Origin of the sequence: Vibrio sp. Sgm 5 (assembly GCF_026241575.1) — a bacterium.
In the GTDB taxonomy this organism is placed as follows: Bacteria; Pseudomonadota; Gammaproteobacteria; order Enterobacterales; family Vibrionaceae; genus Vibrio; species Vibrio jasicida.
The window spans coordinates 13,807-31,923 of record NZ_JAPHPY010000058.1; the positions used below are offsets into that span (position 1 = coordinate 13,807).

General features: G+C 46.1%; 14 protein-coding genes and 1 pseudogene. 3 read left to right on the forward strand and 12 right to left on the reverse strand.

All coding sequences use genetic code 11. The features are described 5' to 3' along the window. Nucleotides 1–74: 74 nt before the first annotated feature. Entirely contained in the window at nt 75–662 is a 588-nt protein-coding gene (locus tag OQJ86_RS22715) for a YjaG family protein (RefSeq protein WP_005434878.1), read from the reverse strand. Nucleotides 663–728: 66 nt separating this feature from the next. Between OQJ86_RS22715 and OQJ86_RS22720 the strand changes: the two genes are divergently transcribed. After that, nucleotides 729–1,652, forward strand: coding sequence for a D-2-hydroxyacid dehydrogenase (locus OQJ86_RS22720; RefSeq protein WP_265991212.1), 924 nt, complete (start codon nt 729–731; stop codon nt 1,650–1,652). Nucleotides 1,653–1,659: 7 nt separating this feature from the next. Beyond that, nucleotides 1,660–2,232, forward strand: a complete 573-nt coding sequence (locus OQJ86_RS22725; RefSeq protein ID WP_038882072.1) for a uracil-DNA glycosylase family protein — start codon at nt 1,660–1,662, stop codon at nt 2,230–2,232. 221 nt (nt 2,233–2,453) lie between these two features. Here OQJ86_RS22725 and hemE read toward each other — a convergent pair whose 3' ends face one another. Together hemE and nudC are read right to left on the reverse strand one after the other, a co-directional pair. Continuing rightward, a complete protein-coding gene (gene hemE / locus OQJ86_RS22730; RefSeq protein ID WP_005433634.1) occupies nt 2,454–3,521 on the reverse strand; it encodes a uroporphyrinogen decarboxylase in 1,068 nt (355 codons plus the stop codon). 262 nt (nt 3,522–3,783) lie between these two features. Next, nucleotides 3,784–4,566 carry an NAD(+) diphosphatase gene (gene nudC, locus OQJ86_RS22735; RefSeq protein WP_265991215.1) on the reverse strand — a complete coding sequence of 261 codons (783 nt, stop codon included), beginning with the start codon at nt 4,564–4,566 and terminating at the stop codon, nt 3,784–3,786. 178 nt (nt 4,567–4,744) lie between these two features. On the opposite strand from nudC, the gene OQJ86_RS22740 reads away from it, so the two are divergent. Next, on the forward strand, nt 4,745–5,236 hold the full coding sequence (locus OQJ86_RS22740) for an Rsd/AlgQ family anti-sigma factor (protein WP_038873422.1): 492 nt from the start codon (nt 4,745–4,747) through the stop codon (nt 5,234–5,236). A 408-nt stretch (nt 5,237–5,644) separates the two neighbouring features. Here the strand turns inward: OQJ86_RS22740 and rpoC are convergent, their stop codons facing one another. From rpoC to tuf, 9 genes and pseudogenes are all read right to left on the reverse strand, one after another. Continuing rightward, entirely contained in the window at nt 5,645–9,847 is a 4,203-nt protein-coding gene (gene rpoC / locus OQJ86_RS22745) for a DNA-directed RNA polymerase subunit beta' (RefSeq protein ID WP_038873424.1), read from the reverse strand. Between the two features lie 105 nt (nt 9,848–9,952). Continuing rightward, nucleotides 9,953–13,981: a DNA-directed RNA polymerase subunit beta gene (gene rpoB, locus OQJ86_RS22750; RefSeq protein ID WP_009705466.1), complete on the reverse strand. Its 4,029-nt coding sequence runs from the start codon at nt 13,979–13,981 to the stop codon at nt 9,953–9,955. Between the two features lie 250 nt (nt 13,982–14,231). Beyond that, nucleotides 14,232–14,600 (reverse strand): 50S ribosomal protein L7/L12, encoded by a 369-nt coding sequence (gene rplL, locus OQJ86_RS22755; protein ID WP_005440561.1) that lies wholly within the window; start codon nt 14,598–14,600, stop codon nt 14,232–14,234. A 57-nt stretch (nt 14,601–14,657) separates the two neighbouring features. Beyond that, on the reverse strand, nt 14,658–15,152 hold the full coding sequence (rplJ, locus tag OQJ86_RS22760) for a 50S ribosomal protein L10 (RefSeq protein ID WP_005440560.1): 495 nt from the start codon (nt 15,150–15,152) through the stop codon (nt 14,658–14,660). Between the two features lie 291 nt (nt 15,153–15,443). After that, nucleotides 15,444–16,145 (reverse strand): 50S ribosomal protein L1, encoded by a 702-nt coding sequence (gene rplA / locus OQJ86_RS22765; RefSeq protein WP_038873427.1) that lies wholly within the window; start codon nt 16,143–16,145, stop codon nt 15,444–15,446. A 4-nt stretch (nt 16,146–16,149) separates the two neighbouring features. Then, complete coding sequence (gene rplK / locus OQJ86_RS22770) at nt 16,150–16,578, reverse strand: 50S ribosomal protein L11 (protein ID WP_005440554.1); 429 nt, start codon at nt 16,576–16,578, stop codon at nt 16,150–16,152. 144 nt (nt 16,579–16,722) lie between these two features. Then, the gene (nusG, locus tag OQJ86_RS22775; protein ID WP_005440551.1) at nt 16,723–17,271 is read right to left on the reverse strand and encodes a transcription termination/antitermination protein NusG; all 549 of its coding nucleotides are present in this window, start codon (nt 17,269–17,271) and stop codon (nt 16,723–16,725) included. 13 nt (nt 17,272–17,284) lie between these two features. Continuing rightward, nucleotides 17,285–17,665: a preprotein translocase subunit SecE gene (gene secE, locus OQJ86_RS22780; protein ID WP_005440549.1), complete on the reverse strand. Its 381-nt coding sequence runs from the start codon at nt 17,663–17,665 to the stop codon at nt 17,285–17,287. Between the two features lie 267 nt (nt 17,666–17,932). Beyond that, a pseudogene (gene tuf, locus OQJ86_RS22785) lies at nt 17,933–18,117 on the reverse strand (elongation factor Tu); the annotation flags it as partial.

Consider the following 18,117-nt stretch of genomic DNA (forward strand, 5'->3'; position numbering starts at 1 on the left):
TTGGGCATAACAGCTCGAACGCACAAATTAAAAAGGCATCCACCATGGATGCCTTTGTTTTATCTATTCAACAATTAAAGTGCAATGCCGATGTTGCTCACGGCTTCTTCGCGCAGCTCTTCACGCAAATCTTTAATCAAGCTGATGTCACGCTCTACCGCTTCACGCAGTGGACGGAAGATAGCCCACTGAACATCCCACTCTTCACACACGGCTTCATTTTCTTTTTGGTTGTCGTTTGTGATTGGCTCTGCACCTTGTGCTTGTTCTAGGTCAGCAACAGTTTGTACCGACTGTTGGCTCACTTTAAGCATTGAATCGAAAAGGTAGTCGCGATCCAACAGACCATGCAGCAGTGTCGACAAGCTCTGACAAGCATCCATCGCTGGATAAACACCGTAAAAATCGAATTCATCTGCACTTGGGAACAACTCTTCTAACTTCTCTAATTGACGTTCGAAGTTAATTTTCGCGTTCTTAACCGTCAGAATTTCCCATACACTATCAAGAATCGCTCGGTAAGCACGTGGCTCAGCAAATTCTGTATTCTCACAAAACATCGCATAGTTTGGATACATGCGTTCACACAGACACGCCATGAAGGTAATTTGTTGCCAAGGTTCTAGTTTTTCCAAACGAACCTGAAGAGGATTCTTAAGCATAGTCACTCAATCATTGAAGAAAAAATCAGCGAAAGTGTACTTGATTCATCACAGGGAAAAAAGTTAATGCAGCATCCAAATCAGATTTTCCTGCTCTCGGAGCATCGCGACACCTACGAAACATTACTAGCGGACAAAAATCTGCCCGATCTTGCCATCACAAACAAACCTCAAGATGCTCAGATCGTACTGGCGGATCCACCATTACTATCACAAAGGTTAGACGAGTTTTCACAGCTTGAGTGGGTGCAATCAACATTTGCTGGGGTGAATGCTTTGATGATGCCGAATCTGCGCCGGGATTATACCTTGACTAATGTTAGCGGTATTTTTGGTCCATTGATTGCCGAGTACGTGATTGGTTACAGCATTGCTCACTTCCGTCACTTCATGCAATACCACCAGCAGCAACAGGCCAAACAATGGCAGCCGCATCTATATACCTCGCTACAAAGCAAAACCATGGTGATTCTCGGCACCGGCAGTATCGGCAGTCATTTGGGTAAAACGGCACAACTGATGGGCATGAAAGCCATAGGAATCAATCGTACTGGTATCCCCACTTCTGGCGGTGAATTCAATCAAACTTTTCATATCAATGAACTCGCCAGTGCCTTTCACCAAGCGGATATCGTGGTAAATACGCTGCCGAGCACGACAGAGACGCAACGTTTACTCAATAGTCAGGTGCTAAGCCATCTTAATCTGGCATTGCTATTTAATGTTGGAAGAGGCGATGTGATTGATGATGTAGGTCTGTTGCTCGCTCTAAAGAATCGCTGGGTCGAACATGCTTTTCTCGATGTGTTTGAACTAGAACCACTTTCACCACAACATCCGTTTTGGAAACTTCCGCAAGTAACCATCACTCCTCACATCGCAGCGTTAAGTTTCCCTGAGCAAGTAGTCGACATTTTTGCAGACAACTACTTGAGTTGGAGGGACGGTTTCTTTCTAAATAATCAGGTTGATTTCGACAAAGGGTATTAACCGTTTTATGTCTCTAGAAACATTGCTAAAGCAAGTGCGAGCCTGCCAGATCTGCGCAGACGATTTACCTTTGGGTGCAAACCCTGTCGTGCAAGCCGCAAAAGACGCACGCATCCTAATCATCGGACAAGCGCCGGGGACACGTGTGCACAAAACCTCGATACCTTGGAACGATCCAAGCGGCGATCGGTTACGCCAATGGCTCGATATCGACAAAGACACTTTCTACGACCCAAACAAAATAGCCATTGTCCCGATGGGCTTCTGCTATCCAGGCAAGGGTAGCTCTGGCGATTTGCCTCCTCGCAAAGAGTGTGCGCCCGCTTGGCATAATCAGATTCTTGAACAGTTGCCCAATATAGAGCTGACTCTGCTGATTGGTCAGTACTCACAGCAGTACTATCTCACCAACAAACCAAAGACGCTCACGCAAACTGTTCAGCAATGGCAGGATTGGGAACCGGACTTTATCCCGCTTCCTCACCCTTCTCCGCGCAACATATTATGGCTAAAGAAGAATCCTTGGTTTGAATCTGACATCGTGCCATACCTTAAAAAACGTGTTCATTCGATGCTTTAGGTTACCCGTGATCTAATTGCTTGTTTATCTGTACAAAAAAATTAGCGCACAAGAGCCACAATCATAAATCGTTGTTTATAATAAATTTTAATGTATAACGTACAGTCTAAATAGCAATTAGATCATGGCAGACCAAATACTACCAGAGCTGTACAGCCTTGAGTTTCAGATAAAAAAATACCGACACTGATTGCCGGTATTTGATTTCAAAAAAGTCGAATTTACTTGTGGTACGGCTTAGATAGCTCGTGTACCGCTTCCACAAATACGCCCGCGTTTTCTGGCGGCACATCCAAATGGATACCGTGGCCTAAGTTGAACACGTGACCAGTACCTGCATCGCCAAAGCCTTCTAGAATACCCGCTACTTCTTCACGGATACGCTCTGGTGAAGCGTAAAGCATTGATGGGTCCATGTTACCTTGTAGAGCCACTTTATCGCCGATACGCGCTTTCGCGTCTGCAATGTTGATTGTCCAGTCTAGACCTACCGCATCACAGCCCGTTGCTGCGATTTGCTCAAGCCACATACCACCGTTCTTAGTGAACAATGTTACTGGTACGCGACGACCGTCGTTTTCACGAATCAGGCCATCTACAATCTTGTGCATGTATTGCAATGAGAACAGGTTGTAGTCACGAGGAGTCAGTACACCGCCCCATGTATCAAATACCATCACCGACTGTGCACCCGCTTTAATTTGCGCGTTTAGGTACTCGATAACGCTGTCTGCTAGCTTATCTAGAAGTAGGTGCAGCGTTTGTGGTTCTGCGTACATCATCTTCTTGATCTTGGTGAACGCTTTTGAGCTGCCACCTTCAACCATATAAGTCGCCAGTGTCCATGGGCTACCAGAGAAACCAATCAGTGGAACGTCACCGTTCAAGTCTTTGCGGATTTGACGCACTGCGTTCATTACGTATTGCAGCTCGCCTTCTGGATCTGGCAGGCCAATCTTTTCTACGTCGGCTTTGCAAGTGATTGGCTTATCGAAAACCGGACCTTCACCCGCAGCAAAGCGAAGTTCTAAGCCCATTGCATCTGGGATAGTTAGGATGTCAGAGAACAAGATCGCAGCGTCAAGAGGAAAACGGCGTAGTGGTTGAAGCGTTACTTCTGACGCCAACTCCGCGTTTTTACACAAAGACATGAAATCGCCCGCTTGCGCACGAGTTGCTTTGTATTCTGGTAGGTAACGACCTGCCTGACGCATCATCCATACTGGCGTGTAATCTACTGGCTCTTTTAGAAGGGCACGCAGATAACGATCATTTTTTAATTCAGTCATTCCGTAATTCCAATTGTTAGGCTTTCTTTGAAAGGGGGTATTCTATCACTGATTTAAGGCTAATAGCTGTGTGCTTTGCAACCTGGATCAAGTTATTAACTTTTAAATCAGTGCTTAATTTGCACCCAGTCGGTATCAGTGTTAAAAATTTGTTCGCTAGCGAAAACTACAATTATAAACTGAGTACCCGGTACTCAGCATCTCATAACGACATCTTACTTACCCCCTCCCTCTCGGAGGGTTTTTTTTATCTATTTTTCAGCTAATTAGATTCGATATCTTGTCGCGTTTGCTCGATAAGTGCTCGAGCAATTGTCCCTTCTGGTGCAACCGGCGGCATCTCGTCAATGCCAAACCATTGTGCATCGGACAGCTCGGTGTAATCAGGATTCAATTCACCAGACTCGTAATCCGCAAGAAATGCCATCATCATGCTGGATGGAAAGGCCCATGGTTGGCTGCCAAAATAGCGAATATTTTTAACGTGTACGCCGGTTTCTTCGTGTATTTCACGAGCGACACATTCTTCTAGGGTTTCTCCCACTTCTAAAAAGCCCGCAATGACGGTGTACATGCCATTTCGATGACGAGGGTGCTGTGCCAACAAAATCTGGTTATCTTTGCGTACAGCGACGATGATACACGGGAAAATACGCGGATAGTGCAAAGTACGGCACTCACCACACTGCATCGCTAGCTGATTGTTATTGAGAAAGTTTCGACCACCACACTGGGGGCAAAAGCGAAGGCTTTGCGTCATGTGCCCATATTGAATCACTTTGCTGATCAGCAAGAAGAGCGCCTCTGGGAAGTGCAGACAATCACGCAGAGACACCAGTTCTAAATCGTGGTCTAAATCACACAGGTTTATCCATATGACTGGGGCACCTTGGTATTCACCAATTTGCCTTGCACTCGCCTCTGGCAGTGAGAACTGCTCTGCATTACCAAATGGAATAGCACCATCCACCAGCCAGATATCACTTCCTGAGACAACGCACCAATAGGCGTTTTTCGTACGGTTAACTTCACCTTTTCTTAACATTACAGCGTCCCTTTGCTTGAAGTTCATCCATTTTACTGGCAATCTAATTTCATACCAGAGTTTGTTGTTCGTTAGATTTGCAACTATAAATTCTAGTAAGGACAAGAGTTTGTAATCACTTTACTAACTTTGCTTTGCAAAGGATACGTTCGCCAATGGGCGATCAGATCATGAGGGCATGGTCATGCTAAAAAAATTCAAACAAACACAGGACCAATGGGGTGGCTCAAGTGAGGTCATTGATCATTGGCTGGAAACAAGACAGTCTTTGATTGTCGAATATTGTAAGCTTGCAGCACTGCAACCTTGTTCGAAAACGAACGTTATTGAACTTCCTTCTCCAGACGAATTGCAGCACTTCTGCCAACATCTTGTTGACTATATCTCCGAAGGCCATTTCAAGATATACGACATGGTCATGGATAAATGGAAAGCTACTGGCTTTGTCGCTACTGATGAAATTAATCAGGCTTACGCGAAGATAGTTCTAACTACCGAACCGCTTCTTAACTTTACCGATAAATACTCTGATGTGTCAGCCGAAGATGAACTGGCCGATTTCGATTCAGATATGTCTCTGATTGGAGAAATTATCGAAACGCGCTTTGCGGTAGAGGATCACTTGATTCAGTTGATTGCCGACAGTTTAGCTATGCCGCCTGGCGCATAGCGAGAAGCGAGAAGCGAGAAGCGAGAAGCGAGAAGCGAGAAGCGAGAAGCGAGAAGCGAGAAGCGAGAAGCGAGAAGCGAGAAGCGAGAAGCGAGAAGCGAGAAAATTCTTAAGGGTTGGCGTATGTACGTCAACCCTTTTTGTTTTCGGGATTCGGGATTCGGGATTCGGGATTCGGGATTCGGGATTCGGGATTCGGGATTCGGGATTCGGGATTCGGGATTCGGTTCATTTTGTCTTTCTAAGGGACAAGTTCTGTCAACACCTTTCGAAGCCAAACTTCTTGCACTAGCCCTCCAACAACACCTCTCGATTCCTAAGGCGAAGCGCTCTCGGAGCGTAAGCGTTCTATTTGACTTCAAACAAAAAAGGCACCCGAAGGTGCCTTTTCTTTTAAGCTCTTAACGATTACTCGTCAGAAGAGAAGCCAGCGTTTAGAAGTGCCGCTAGGTTATCTGTTGCTTGTTCAGCAGATGGACCTTCTTGCGCTTCAGCACGTTTAGCTTGACGATCTTGGTGGTATGCGAAACCAGTACCAGCTGGGATCAGACGACCAACAATTACGTTCTCTTTCAGACCACGTAGGTCATCACGCTTACCAGAAACCGCAGCTTCTGTTAGTACGCGAGTTGTCTCCTGGAACGATGCCGCAGAGATGAATGACTCAGTCGCTAGAGATGCCTTAGTGATACCTAATAGCTCACGCTCGAAACGTGCTGGCTCTTTGCCTTCAGCTTCTAGGTTACGGTTAGAAATCTTAACTTGTGAGTATTCAACTTGCTCGCCAGGTAGGAACTCAGAGTCACCTGCGTGAGTAATTGTACACTTACGTAGCATTTGACGAACGATAGTCTCGATGTGCTTATCGTTAATCTTAACGCCTTGTAGACGATAAACTTCTTGAACTTCGTTAGCGATGTACTGAGTTACCGCGTGTACGCCACGTAGACGTAGAATGTCATGTGGAGACTCTGGACCATCTGCGATCACGTCACCACGTTCAACACGCTCACCTTCAAATACGTTCAACTGACGATGCTTAGGAATCATCTCTTCGTAAGCGTCACCGCCGTCACGAGTGATTACTAGACGACGTTTACCTTTCGTCTCCTTACCGAAGCTCACAGTACCTGTGTGCTCAGCAAGAATCGCAGGCTCTTTAGGCTTACGAGCTTCGAATAGGTCAGCTACGCGTGGTAGACCACCGGTGATATCTTTGTTACCGCCAGATTTCTGAGGGATACGTGAAAGTGTATCACCCACACCTACTTCTGCGCCGTCTTCGATGTTTACAATCGCTTTACCAGGTAGGAAGTAGTGAGCTGGCATTTCAGTACCAGGGATCATTACGTCGTTACCTTGCTCATCAACAAGTTTGATAGCTGGACGCATATCTTTACCTGCTGCTGGGCGAGCTGCTGGATCGGTTACTTCGCTTGAAGATAGACCTGTTAAGTCATCTGTCTGACGAGAAACTGTAACACCGTCGATCATGTCTACGAACTGGATGCGACCTGCCACTTCAGTGATGATTGGCATGGTGTGCGCTTCCCAGTTAGCAACAACGTCACCAGCTGTTACTGCGTCGTTGTCGCCTTTGCTTAGCATCGAACCGTAAGGAAGTTTGTGCTTCTCTTTAGTACGACCGAATTCATCAATGATAGTTAGCTCAGATGCACGAGACGTGATTACCAGCTTCTTATCTTTGTTGATTACGAACTTAGCGTTGTGCAGTTTAACTGTACCAGTTGTCTTCGCTTGGATGCTGTTCTCTGCTGCTGCAGTAGATGCCGCACCACCGATGTGGAACGTACGCATCGTAAGCTGTGTACCCGGTTCACCGATAGACTGAGCAGCGATAACGCCTACTGCTTCACCTTGGTTCACTAGGTGACCACGTGCTAGGTCACGACCATAACACTGTGCACAACAACCGAAGTCAGAGTCACATGTAACAACAGAGCGTACGCGCATGCTGTCTACAGAGTTCTCTTCCATGATCTGACACCACTTCTCATCAATTAGAGTGTTACGTGGGATCAGAACATCTTCTGTACCTGGCTTAAGAACGTCTTCAGCTACTACACGACCTAGCGCTAGCTCAGTTAGTGCAACTTTAACATCACCACCCTCGATGTGAGGCATCATGTCAACACCCTCGTGAGTGCCACAGTCATGTTCAGTTACAACAACGTCTTGAGCAACGTCTACTAGACGACGAGTTAGGTAACCCGAGTTCGCTGTTTTCAGTGCCGTATCCGCAAGACCCTTACGAGCACCGTGCGTTGAGATAAAGTACTGAAGGACGTTTAGACCTTCTTTAAAGTTCGCAGTGATCGGCGTTTCGATGATTGAACCATCTGGACGCGCCATCAGACCACGCATACCCGCTAGCTGACGAATCTGTGCAGCAGAACCACGAGCGCCCGAGTCAGCCATCATGTAGATGCTGTTAAACGATTCTTGTTGCTCTTCTTCACCGTCACGGTTAACTACCGTTTCAGATGAAAGGTTTGCCATCATCGCTTTTGCTACGCGATCGTTGGTCGATGCCCAGATATCGATCACTTTGTTGTAGCGCTCGCCCGCAGTAACAAGACCAGATTGGTACTGTTCCTGGATTTCACGTACTTCTTCTTCCGCTTCTGCGATTTCAGTGTACTTAGCTGGCGGTACAACCATGTCGTCGATACCAACAGATACACCAGATAGTGCCGCGTATGCGAAACCGGTGTACATGATTTGGTCAGCGAAGATTACTGTATCTTTAAGACCAAGCTTACGGTATGCCTCGTTAAGTAGGTTAGAGATCTGTTTCTTACCTAGCTTTTGGTTAACGATGCTGTACGGTAGGCCCGATGGCACGATTTGCCATAGCATTGCACGACCGATAGTTGTATCAACCATCTTAGTCTCAGTAGTGCTGTTGCCATCTTCGTCTACAACTGTTTCTGTAATACGTACTTTAACGCGTGCGTGTAGCTCAGCGGTCTTAGTGCGGTATGCTTTCTCAGCCTCTGCAGGGCCAGAAAGGTACATGCCTTCGCCTTTCACGTTGATCTTGTCACGAGTCATGTAGTAAAGACCCAATACAACGTCCTGAGAAGGTACGATGATCGGATCACCTGACGCTGGCGACAGAATGTTGTTTGTCGACATCATCAGAGTACGAGCTTCAAGCTGTGCTTCTAGAGTTAGAGGCACGTGAACCGCCATTTGGTCACCATCGAAGTCCGCGTTGTATGCCGCACACACTAGTGGGTGTAGCTGAATCGCTTTACCTTCGATTAGTACTGGTTCGAACGCCTGGATACCTAGACGGTGAAGTGTAGGTGCACGGTTCAACAGTACTGGGTGTTCACGGATTACTTCGTCTAGGATATCCCAAACGACTGCTTCTTCACGCTCTACCATTTTCTTAGCAGCTTTGATTGTAGTCGCAAGACCACGAGTCTCTAGCTTGCTGTAGATGAATGGTTTGAATAGCTCAAGTGCCATCTTCTTAGGAAGACCACACTGGTGTAGACGAAGGTATGGACCTACTGTGATTACAGAACGGCCAGAGTAGTCTACACGTTTACCTAGAAGGTTCTGACGGAAACGACCTTGCTTACCCTTGATCATATCAGCAAGAGATTTCAGAGGACGCTTGTTAGAACCTGTGATCGCACGACCACGACGACCGTTATCTAGTAGCGCATCAACAGACTCTTGCAGCATACGTTTTTCGTTACGTACGATGATGTCCGGAGCAGCTAGCTCTAGAAGACGCTTCAAACGGTTGTTACGGTTGATCACACGACGGTATAGGTCGTTCAGATCTGAAGTCGCAAAACGACCGCCATCTAGTGGTACTAGAGGACGTAGATCTGGCGGAAGAACTGGAAGTACAGTCAGGATCATCCACTCTGGGTTGTTACCAGATTGAATAAACGCTTCTACCAGTTTCAGACGCTTAGTGACTTTCTTACGCTTAGTTTCAGAGTTAGTTGTTTCTAGCTCTTCGCGCATTTGTTCAGCTTCAGCGTGCATATCCATAGAACCTAGTAGGTCCTTGATAGCTTCTGCACCCATCTTAGCAGTGAACTCGTCGCCCCACTCTTCTAGACGATCCAGATACTCTTCTTCAGTAAGCATCTGAGATTTTTCTAGATCAGTCATACCAGGTTCAGTTACTACGTACATTTCGAAGTAAAGAACACGCTCGATATCACGTAGTGGGATATCCATTAGTAGACCGATACGAGACGGTAGCGATTTTAGGAACCAGATGTGAGCTACTGGTGATGCTAGCTCGATGTGGCCCATACGGTCACGACGAACTTTAGTTTGTGTAACTTCTACACCACACTTCTCACAGATAACACCACGGTGCTTCAGGCGCTTGTACTTACCACAAAGACATTCGTAGTCTTTAACTGGACCAAAGATACGCGCACAGAACAGACCATCGCGTTCAGGTTTGAACGTACGATAGTTGATCGTTTCAGGTTTTTTAACTTCACCGAAAGACCATGAACGGATCATGTCCGGAGAAGATAGACCGATTTTGATAGCATCAAATTCTTCGGTCTTATGCTGTGCTTTTAGAAAGTTTAATAAGTCTTTCACAATCAGCTCCTGTAAGGAGTTAAAAGGAGCTCACTCGCTAAAGTGAGCACCTTCTACCAAATAATCGCTTTTTGGTTCTCTCAACCTTGGTCAAGAGAAAAGAGATTACTCTTCGTCTTCTAGCTCGATGTTGATACCTAGCGAGCGAATCTCTTTCAACAGTACGTTGAACGATTCTGGCATACCAGGTTCCATGCTGTGGTTACCGTCTACGATGTTTTTGTACATCTTAGTACGGCCGTTAACGTCATCCGACTTAACCGTTAGCATTTCTTGTAGAGTGTAAGCAGCACCGTATGCTTCTAGTGCCCATACTTCCATCTCACCGAAACGCTGACCACCGAACTGAGCTTTACCACCAAGTGGTTGCTGAGTTACTAGGCTGTACGAACCAGTTGAACGAGCGTGCATCTTGTCATCAACAAGGTGGTTCAGTTTCAGCATGTACATGTAACCTACCGTTACAGGACGCTCAAACTGGTCACCCGTGCGACCATCAAACAGTTTTAGCTGACCAGATTCTGGTAGGTCTGCTAGTTTCAGTAGCGCTTTAATAGACGCTTCTGGTGCACCGTCAAATACTGGAGTCGCGATTGGTAGACCGCCACGTAGGTTCTTGATCAGAGTACGAACTTCGTCATCAGATAGAGAAGCAATGTCTACTTTCTGGCGAGTTTCGCCTAGGTCGTAAACTTTTTGTAGGAACTCGCGGAATTTCGCTAGTTCTTGCTGCTCTTTAACCATCTGGTTGATCTTGTCACCGATACCTTTCGCTGCCAGACCTAAGTGTACTTCTAGGATCTGACCGATGTTCATACGCGAAGGTACACCCAGTGGGTTAAGTACGATGTCTACAGGCTGACCTTTCTCATCGTATGGCATGTCTTCAACAGGGTTGATCTTAGAGATTACACCCTTGTTACCGTGACGACCCGCCATCTTATCACCAGGCTGGATACGACGTTTAACCGCTAGGTAAACCTTAACGATCTTCAGTACGCCAGGTGCTAGATCATCACCTTGAGTGATCTTGCGACGCTTAGTTTCGAATTTCTTATCGAAGTCAGCTTTTAGCTCGTCCCACTGCTCAGCAAGTTGCTCAAGCTGTGATTGTAGTGCATCGTCTTCTAGCGTTAGTTCTAGCCACTTCTTACGATCAGTTGTGTCTAGTTTCGCTTCAGAGTAACCACCATCGATCAGTACAGCTTTAACGCGGTTTAGAAGGCCACCCTCAAGAATCTGGAATTCTTCAGTTAGGTCTTTCTTCGCTTCTTTAAGCTGCATTTGTTCGATTTCAAGCGCACGCTTGTCTTTCTCTACGCCATCGCGAGTGAAGACTTGAACGTCGATAATCGTACCTGATACAGAGTTAGGTACACGTAGTGAAGTATCTTTAACGTCAGATGCTTTTTCACCGAAGATTGCACGTAGTAGCTTCTCTTCAGGCGTTAGCTGAGTTTCACCTTTAGGTGTTACTTTACCAACTAGGATGTCGCCACCCTTAACTTCAGCACCGATGTAAACGATACCTGACTCGTCTAGTTTAGACAGAGCAGATTCACCTACGTTTGGAATATCAGCTGTGATCTCTTCAGAACCAAGCTTAGTATCACGCGCCACACAAGTAAGTTCTTGGATGTGGATAGTCGTGAAACGGTCTTCTTGAACTACGCGCTCAGATACTAAGATCGAGTCTTCGAAGTTGTAACCGTTCCAAGGCATGAACGCGATACGCATGTTTTGACCAAGCGCTAGTTCACCAAGGTCTGTTGAAGGACCATCAGCAAGAACGTCACCGCGTGATACAGGTTCACCTGGCATCACACATGGGCGCTGGTTAATACATGTGTTCTGGTTAGAACGTGTGTATTTAGTCAGGTTGTAGATGTCGATACCAGCTTCGCCTGGTACTAGCTCTTCTTCGTTCACTTTAACAACGATACGAGAAGCATCTACTGACTGGATTACACCACCACGTTTAGCAACTGCAGTTACACCTGAGTCAACTGCTACGTTACGTTCAATACCAGTACCAACAAGCGGTTTGTCAGCTTTCAGTGTTGGAACTGCCTGACGTTGCATGTTCGCACCCATCAATGCACGGTTCGCATCATCGTGTTCTAGGAACGGGATAAGCGATGCAGCGATAGATACAACCTGGTTTGTCGCAACGTCCATGTACTGAGCGTGCTCACGAGGGTGTAGACCAGATTCACCTTTTTGACGAGCTGTGATCAGCTCATCTGCAAAACCGCCTTCTTCAGTTAACGCAGCGTTAGCCTGTGCGATAACGAATTGGCCTTCTTCGATTGCAGATAGGTAATCTACTTCGTCTGTTACAACACCATCTACAACGCGACGGTATGGCGTCTCTAGGAAACCGTACTCGTTACAACGCGCAAACGCAGATAGAGAGTTGATCAGACCGATGTTTGGACCTTCCGGCGTTTCGATAGGACATAGACGACCGTAGTGAGTTACGTGTACGTCACGTACTTCGAAGCCAGCACGCTCACGAGTTAGACCGCCAGGACCCAATGCAGAAATACGACGCTTGTGCGTTACTTCTGATAGCGGGTTGTTTTGGTCCATGAACTGTGAAAGCTGTGAAGAGCCAAAGAATTCTTTAACAGCTGCAGAGATTGGTTTCGCGTTGATCAGGTCTTGAGGCATGATTGCGTCAAGATCGCCTAGGCTTAGACGCTCTTTAACTGCACGCTCAACACGTACTAGACCTACACGGAACTGGTTCTCAGCCATCTCGCCTACAGAACGGATACGACGGTTGCCAAGGTGGTCGATATCGTCCACTTCACCTTTACCGTTACGGATCGCGATAAGCTTCTTCATCACTTCAACGATGTCTAGCTCGTCAAGTGTGCCTTGCTCTTGAGCATCTTCACGGCCGATAGAGCTGTTGAACTTCATACGACCAACAGTCGATAGATCGTAACGCTCTTCAGAGAAGAATAGACTTTCGAATAGTGCTTCTGCAGCTTCTTTTGTTGGTGGCTCACCAGGGCGCATCATGCGGTAGATTTCTACCAGTGCAGAAATACGATCAACAGTGCTGTCGATACGTAGTGTTTCTGACATGAATGGACCGTGGTCTAGATCGTTGGTGAACAACGTTTCTAGTGATTTGTGGCCAGCCTGAGATAGGTTCGCTAGTGCTTCCAGGCTAATTTCCTGGTTAGCGTTAACAATGATCTCGCCTGTTGCTTCGTTGATGTAATCTTTCGATGCAACTTTACCAACGATGTACTCAACTGGTACTTCGATGTGATCAACGCCATCTTTTTCTAGTTGGCGGATATGACGAGCTGTTACGCGACGACCTTGCTCAACGTAAGTTTTACCGTTCGCTTCGATGTCGAACGACGCAGTTTCACCACGTAGACGATCAGGAACCAACTCCATTAGTAGAGTTTGGTCTTTCACTTCGAAGTTCACTTTTTCGAAGAAGATATCTAGGATTTCTTCTGACGTTTTACCAAGTGCACGAAGGATGATCGAAGCTGGTAGCTTACGACGACGGTCAATACGTACGTATAAGTTATCCTTAGGATCGAACTCAAAGTCTAACCATGAGCCACGGTAAGGAATTACACGTGCGTTATATAGAACTTTACCTGAAGAGTGGGTCTTACCCTTATCGCTGTCGAAGAACACGCCTGGGCTTCGGTGCAGCTGGGATACGATAACCCTCTCGGTACCGTTAATTACGAAGGTACCATTGTCTGTCATAAGCGGAATTTCGCCCATGTAGACTTCTTGTTCTTTAATGTCTTTTACAGTACCTGCTGGTGCGTCTTTATCAAAGATTACTAGACGTAGTTTTACGCGTAGTGGCTTTGAGTAAGTTACACCGCGGATTTGACATTCTTTAACGTCAAAAACTGGCTCACCAAGACGGTAGCTAACGTATTGCAGCTCAGAATTGCCGTTGTAGCTCTGAATTGGAAATACAGAACGGAAAGCAGCTTCAAGACCGTATTGACCTTCAGGATCCTGTTCGATGAATTTGTCGAACGAATCGAGCTGGATCGATAGCAGGTATGGAATGTCCAAAACTTGTGGACGAGTACCAAAGTCCTTACGGATGCGCTTTTTCTCGGTATAAGAGTAAACCATGGGGTTCCTCAGCTCGCTGATAAGTGACCCAAACCGTCCGCCCGCACCTAGTTACTTAAGGGGGGTAAGGGACAGTGACTAAATAGCTGTTTACTGTAGTGACATTTCATTGCGTAGGAATGAAATGTTTTTTGCATAGACATGAGACGCTTAAACAGCGGGAAAATTCGCTCATGCCCTACAGCGCAAAAAGGCCGGTGGTTAAAAAACCACCAGCCATTAGCCGTTAGGCTATGAAATTAAGTAATAATTACTTAACTTCAACAGAAGCGCCTGCTTCTTCTAGCTGAGCTTTAAGAGCTTCAGCTTCAGCTTTCTCAACGCCTTCTTTTAGAGGTGCTGGAGCGCCGTCTACAAGAGCTTTAGCTTCTTTAAGACCTAGGCCAGTTGCGCCACGTACTGCTTTGATAACAGCAACTTTGTTGCCGCCAGCTGCAGTTAGGATTACGTCAAATTCAGTTTGCTCAGCTGCAGCTTCGCCGCCTGCTGCGCCACCTGCAACTACTGCAGCAGCAGCAGTTACACCGAATTTTTCTTCCATAGCTTCGATTAGTTCAACAACTTGCATTACAGACATTTCTGCAACTGCGTCTAGGATTTGCTCGTTAGTAATAGACATAACAATTCTCTTTTAAGTCAACAATAAGTTTATTTTGCAACCAGTAAAAAGCAAGGCTTAAGCCGCTGCTTCTTCTTTTTGATCGCGGATAGCAGCGATAGTACGTACCAGCTTGCCAGCAGAAGCTTCTTTCATGCACATCATTAGGCGTGCGATTGCTTCGTCGTAAGTTGGTAGTGTTGCTAGTACTTCAGCGTCAGTTAAAGCGCCTTCAAATGCAGCAGCTTTGATCTCGAAGTCTTTGTTCTCTTTAGCGAAGTCTTTGAAAAGACGCGCTGCAGCACCTGGGTGCTCATTAGAGAATGCGATTAGCGTAGGACCAGTGAAAGTGTCAGTTAGACACTCGTACTCAGTACCTTCTACCGCACGACGAGCAAGAGTGTTACGAACAACTCTCATGTAAACGCCAGCTTCGCGAGCTTGTTTACGTAGAGAAGTCATCGCGCCAACTTGAACGCCACGAGAATCAGCTACAACTGCAGAAAGTGCACCACTGGCAGCTTCGTTGACTTCAGCAACAATTGCTTTTTTGTCTTGAAGGTTTAAAGCCATCTTGGATTTACTCCTGGTTGTCGTTACACCACTCACTATCATCACGACAGTGAGAGCTATTTAGGTGCTTCCCAGAAGAAAGTTAACTATTTACATAGAGCTTTCTGTCAGTTCGGGCACCATCTACGTAGGATAATTAAGCTTGTTTTGACACAAACACCTACGGTCTTGGACGGAGACTGGGTCTTAATTCATTTCGAACTAGGAGACAGTTCAAAGAACCAAAGTTCAGCCCCAACCACAAATATTAGGCGCAAAATTATACACAAATTTTGCGCCTAAGCAAATAAATTATGCTTGAGTGTTCAGGCTAGCCTGATCAACTGCAACACCAGCACCCATCGTAGTAGAGATGCTTACTTTCTTCAGGAAAGTACCTTTCGCTGAAGATGGCTTAGCTTTCTTCAGAGCAACTAGAAGTGACTCTAGGTTCTCTTTGATCTGCTCAGCAGAGAAGTTTGCTTTACCGATAGTAGTGTGGATGATGCCGTTTTTGTCGTTACGGTAACGAACCTGACCAGCTTTAGCGTTTTTAACTGCTTCAGCAACGTTAGGAGTTACAGTACCAACTTTAGGGTTTGGCATAAGACCGCGAGGACCTAGGATAGTACCTAGTTGACCTACAACGCGCATTGCATCTGGAGAAGCAACAACTACGTCAAAGTTCATTTCGCCTTTCTTCACTAGCTCAGCTAGATCTTCCATACCTACGATGTCTGCGCCAGCTTCTTTAGCTGCTTCAGCGTTTGCACCTTGAGTGAACACTGCTACGCGGATGTCGCGGCCAGTACCGTGAGGTAGTACAGTTGCACCACGTACGTTCTGGTCAGATTTACGAGCATCGATGCCTAGGTTAACAGCAACGTCTACAGACTCAACGAATTTAGCAGTAGCTAGTTCTTGAAGAAGAGCAACAGCTTCGTTGATTTCGTATTCTTTAGTTACGTCAACTTTTTCGCGGATTACGCGCATGCGCTTAGTTAGTTTTGCCATCTTATTAACCCTCTACCACTAGGCCCATTGAACGAGCAGTACCAGCGATAGAACGCTTCATCGCTTCGATGTCAGCACCAGTCATATCAGCAGCTTTAGTTTCTGCGATTTCTTGGATTTGAGCGTCAGTTACAGTGCCCACTTTTTCAGTGTTTGGACGACCAGAACCAGACTTAACGCCAGCAGCTTTCTTAAGAAGAACAGCAGCAGGTGGAGTCTTAGTTACGAACGTGAAAGAACGGTCGCTGTATACTGTGATAACTACTGGAGTTGGTAGACCTTTCTCAATAGATTCTGTTTTTGCGTTGAACGCTTTACAGAATTCCATGATGTTCACACCGTGTTGACCTAGAGCAGGACCAACTGGTGGACTTGGGTTCGCAGCGCCAGCAGCAACTTGTAGCTTGATGTAAGCTTCAACTTTCTTAGCCATGATATTTCCTAAAGTTTGGGTTCTAACGCTAGTCTGCTGACCAGCTCCCCGTTTACGTAAAAACTCTTTACTTCATGAGAAGTAAAAAGGCGCGAAATTATAGTCATAATTCGCGCCTTAGACAACCCTTAAAAAGGTGTTTTTTTAATCAAGTTTTTCAACTTGACCAAATTCAAGCTCAACTGGTGTTGCACGACCAAAGATCGATACAGACACTTTCAGACGGCTCTTCTCGTAATCTACTTCTTCAACAGTACCATTGAAGTCAGCAAATGGACCTTCGTTAACACGTACCACTTCACCCGCTTCGTACATTGTACGAGGACGAGGAGACTCACTCGCTTTCTCAAGACGGTTAAGAATCGCGTCAGCTTCTTTATCTGTGATAGGTGCTGGACGGTCTGAGGTACCACCAATGAAGCCCATGACACGCGGCACACTGCGTACTAGGTGCCATGATTCATCGTTCATAATCATCTGAACAAGGACGTACCCTGGGAAAAACTTACGTTCAGATTTACGACGCTGACCCGCGCGCATTTCCACTACTTCTTCAGTAGGAACTAGTACTTCACCGAATAGCTCTTCCATAGCGTGCATTTTGATATGCTCACGTAGAGATTGAGCTACACGACCTTCAAATCCAGAGAAGGCTTGAACTACATACCAGCGTTTTTTTGGAGCTTCACTCATGAATCACTACCCTCTATACCCCAGTTGCTAGAGCAACTAAACGAACCATGATGCCGTCAATTCCCCATAGCACTAGAGCCATTACAATACTTACAGCTAAAACAATCAGTGTTGTTTGCATGGTTTCTTGGCGTGTAGGCCAAACAACCTTACGAACTTCCATACGAGATTCTTTTGCAAAACTGATCGCTGCTTTACCTTTAGTCGTTGTCGCTGCAACGCCTAGGGCAGCTGCAATAAGAACAACAACGCCTGCAGCACGAACAACTACAGACATCTCACCATACAGGTAATTACCCACAACAGCGGCCGCTGCTAATACGAAAGCGGCAATCCACTTAAACGTATCTGCTGCGTTTGAGCTATCAGGAGTTTCAGCATTATTTGCTTTCATAAACCAACCTGTCACAAGTCTTAATATAGACGACAATAACCCCGCTGTTGCAGGGCAAACTCCATATCGCTGAAAAAAATCAGCGCTACTCTCTTAAGATTAAGCCTCTCCGCCTAATCTTGCTCTACTCTCAACCAAATCCTGAACAAGAAAACAGCTAAAATAATGTTGAGCGCAGAAAAAGGGCATCAAATGATGCCCTTTTTGATACTGGTTCGTCAAATCTAATTCAAGATTTTCCGAAGACATTCGTTAATTCGTTAAGAATTATGCGAAAATCTTAGCAACAACACCAGCACCTACAGTACGGCCACCTTCACGGATAGCGAAACGTAGACCTTCGTCCATTGCGATAGGAGCGATTAGTTCAACAACCATTTGGATGTTGTCGCCAGGCATTACCATTTCTACGCCTTCTGGTAGAGAGATATCACCAGTTACGTCAGTTGTAC

Bases quoted from the DNA above. Each gene is read 5' to 3' on its own strand.
- OQJ86_RS22715 (WP_005434878.1), bottom strand. From the start codon at position 662: ATGCTTAAGAATCCTCTTCAGGTTCGTTTGGAAAAACTAGAACCTTGG.
- OQJ86_RS22720 (WP_265991212.1), top strand. From the start codon at position 729: ATGCAGCATCCAAATCAGATTTTCCTGCTCTCGGAGCATCGCGACACC.
- OQJ86_RS22725 (WP_038882072.1), top strand. From the start codon at position 1,660: ATGTCTCTAGAAACATTGCTAAAGCAAGTGCGAGCCTGCCAGATCTGC.
- hemE (WP_005433634.1), bottom strand. From the start codon at position 3,521: ATGACTGAATTAAAAAATGATCGTTATCTGCGTGCCCTTCTAAAAGAG.
- nudC (WP_265991215.1), bottom strand. From the start codon at position 4,566: ATGTTAAGAAAAGGTGAAGTTAACCGTACGAAAAACGCCTATTGGTGC.
- OQJ86_RS22740 (WP_038873422.1), top strand. From the start codon at position 4,745: ATGGTCATGCTAAAAAAATTCAAACAAACACAGGACCAATGGGGTGGC.
- rpoB (WP_009705466.1), bottom strand. From the start codon at position 13,981: ATGGTTTACTCTTATACCGAGAAAAAGCGCATCCGTAAGGACTTTGGT.
- rplL (WP_005440561.1), bottom strand. From the start codon at position 14,600: ATGTCTATTACTAACGAGCAAATCCTAGACGCAGTTGCAGAAATGTCT.
- rplJ (WP_005440560.1), bottom strand. From the start codon at position 15,152: ATGGCTTTAAACCTTCAAGACAAAAAAGCAATTGTTGCTGAAGTCAAC.
- rplA (WP_038873427.1), bottom strand. From the start codon at position 16,145: ATGGCAAAACTAACTAAGCGCATGCGCGTAATCCGCGAAAAAGTTGAC.
- rplK (WP_005440554.1), bottom strand. From the start codon at position 16,578: ATGGCTAAGAAAGTTGAAGCTTACATCAAGCTACAAGTTGCTGCTGGC.
- nusG (WP_005440551.1), bottom strand. From the start codon at position 17,271: ATGAGTGAAGCTCCAAAAAAACGCTGGTATGTAGTTCAAGCCTTCTCT.
- secE (WP_005440549.1), bottom strand. From the start codon at position 17,665: ATGAAAGCAAATAATGCTGAAACTCCTGATAGCTCAAACGCAGCAGAT.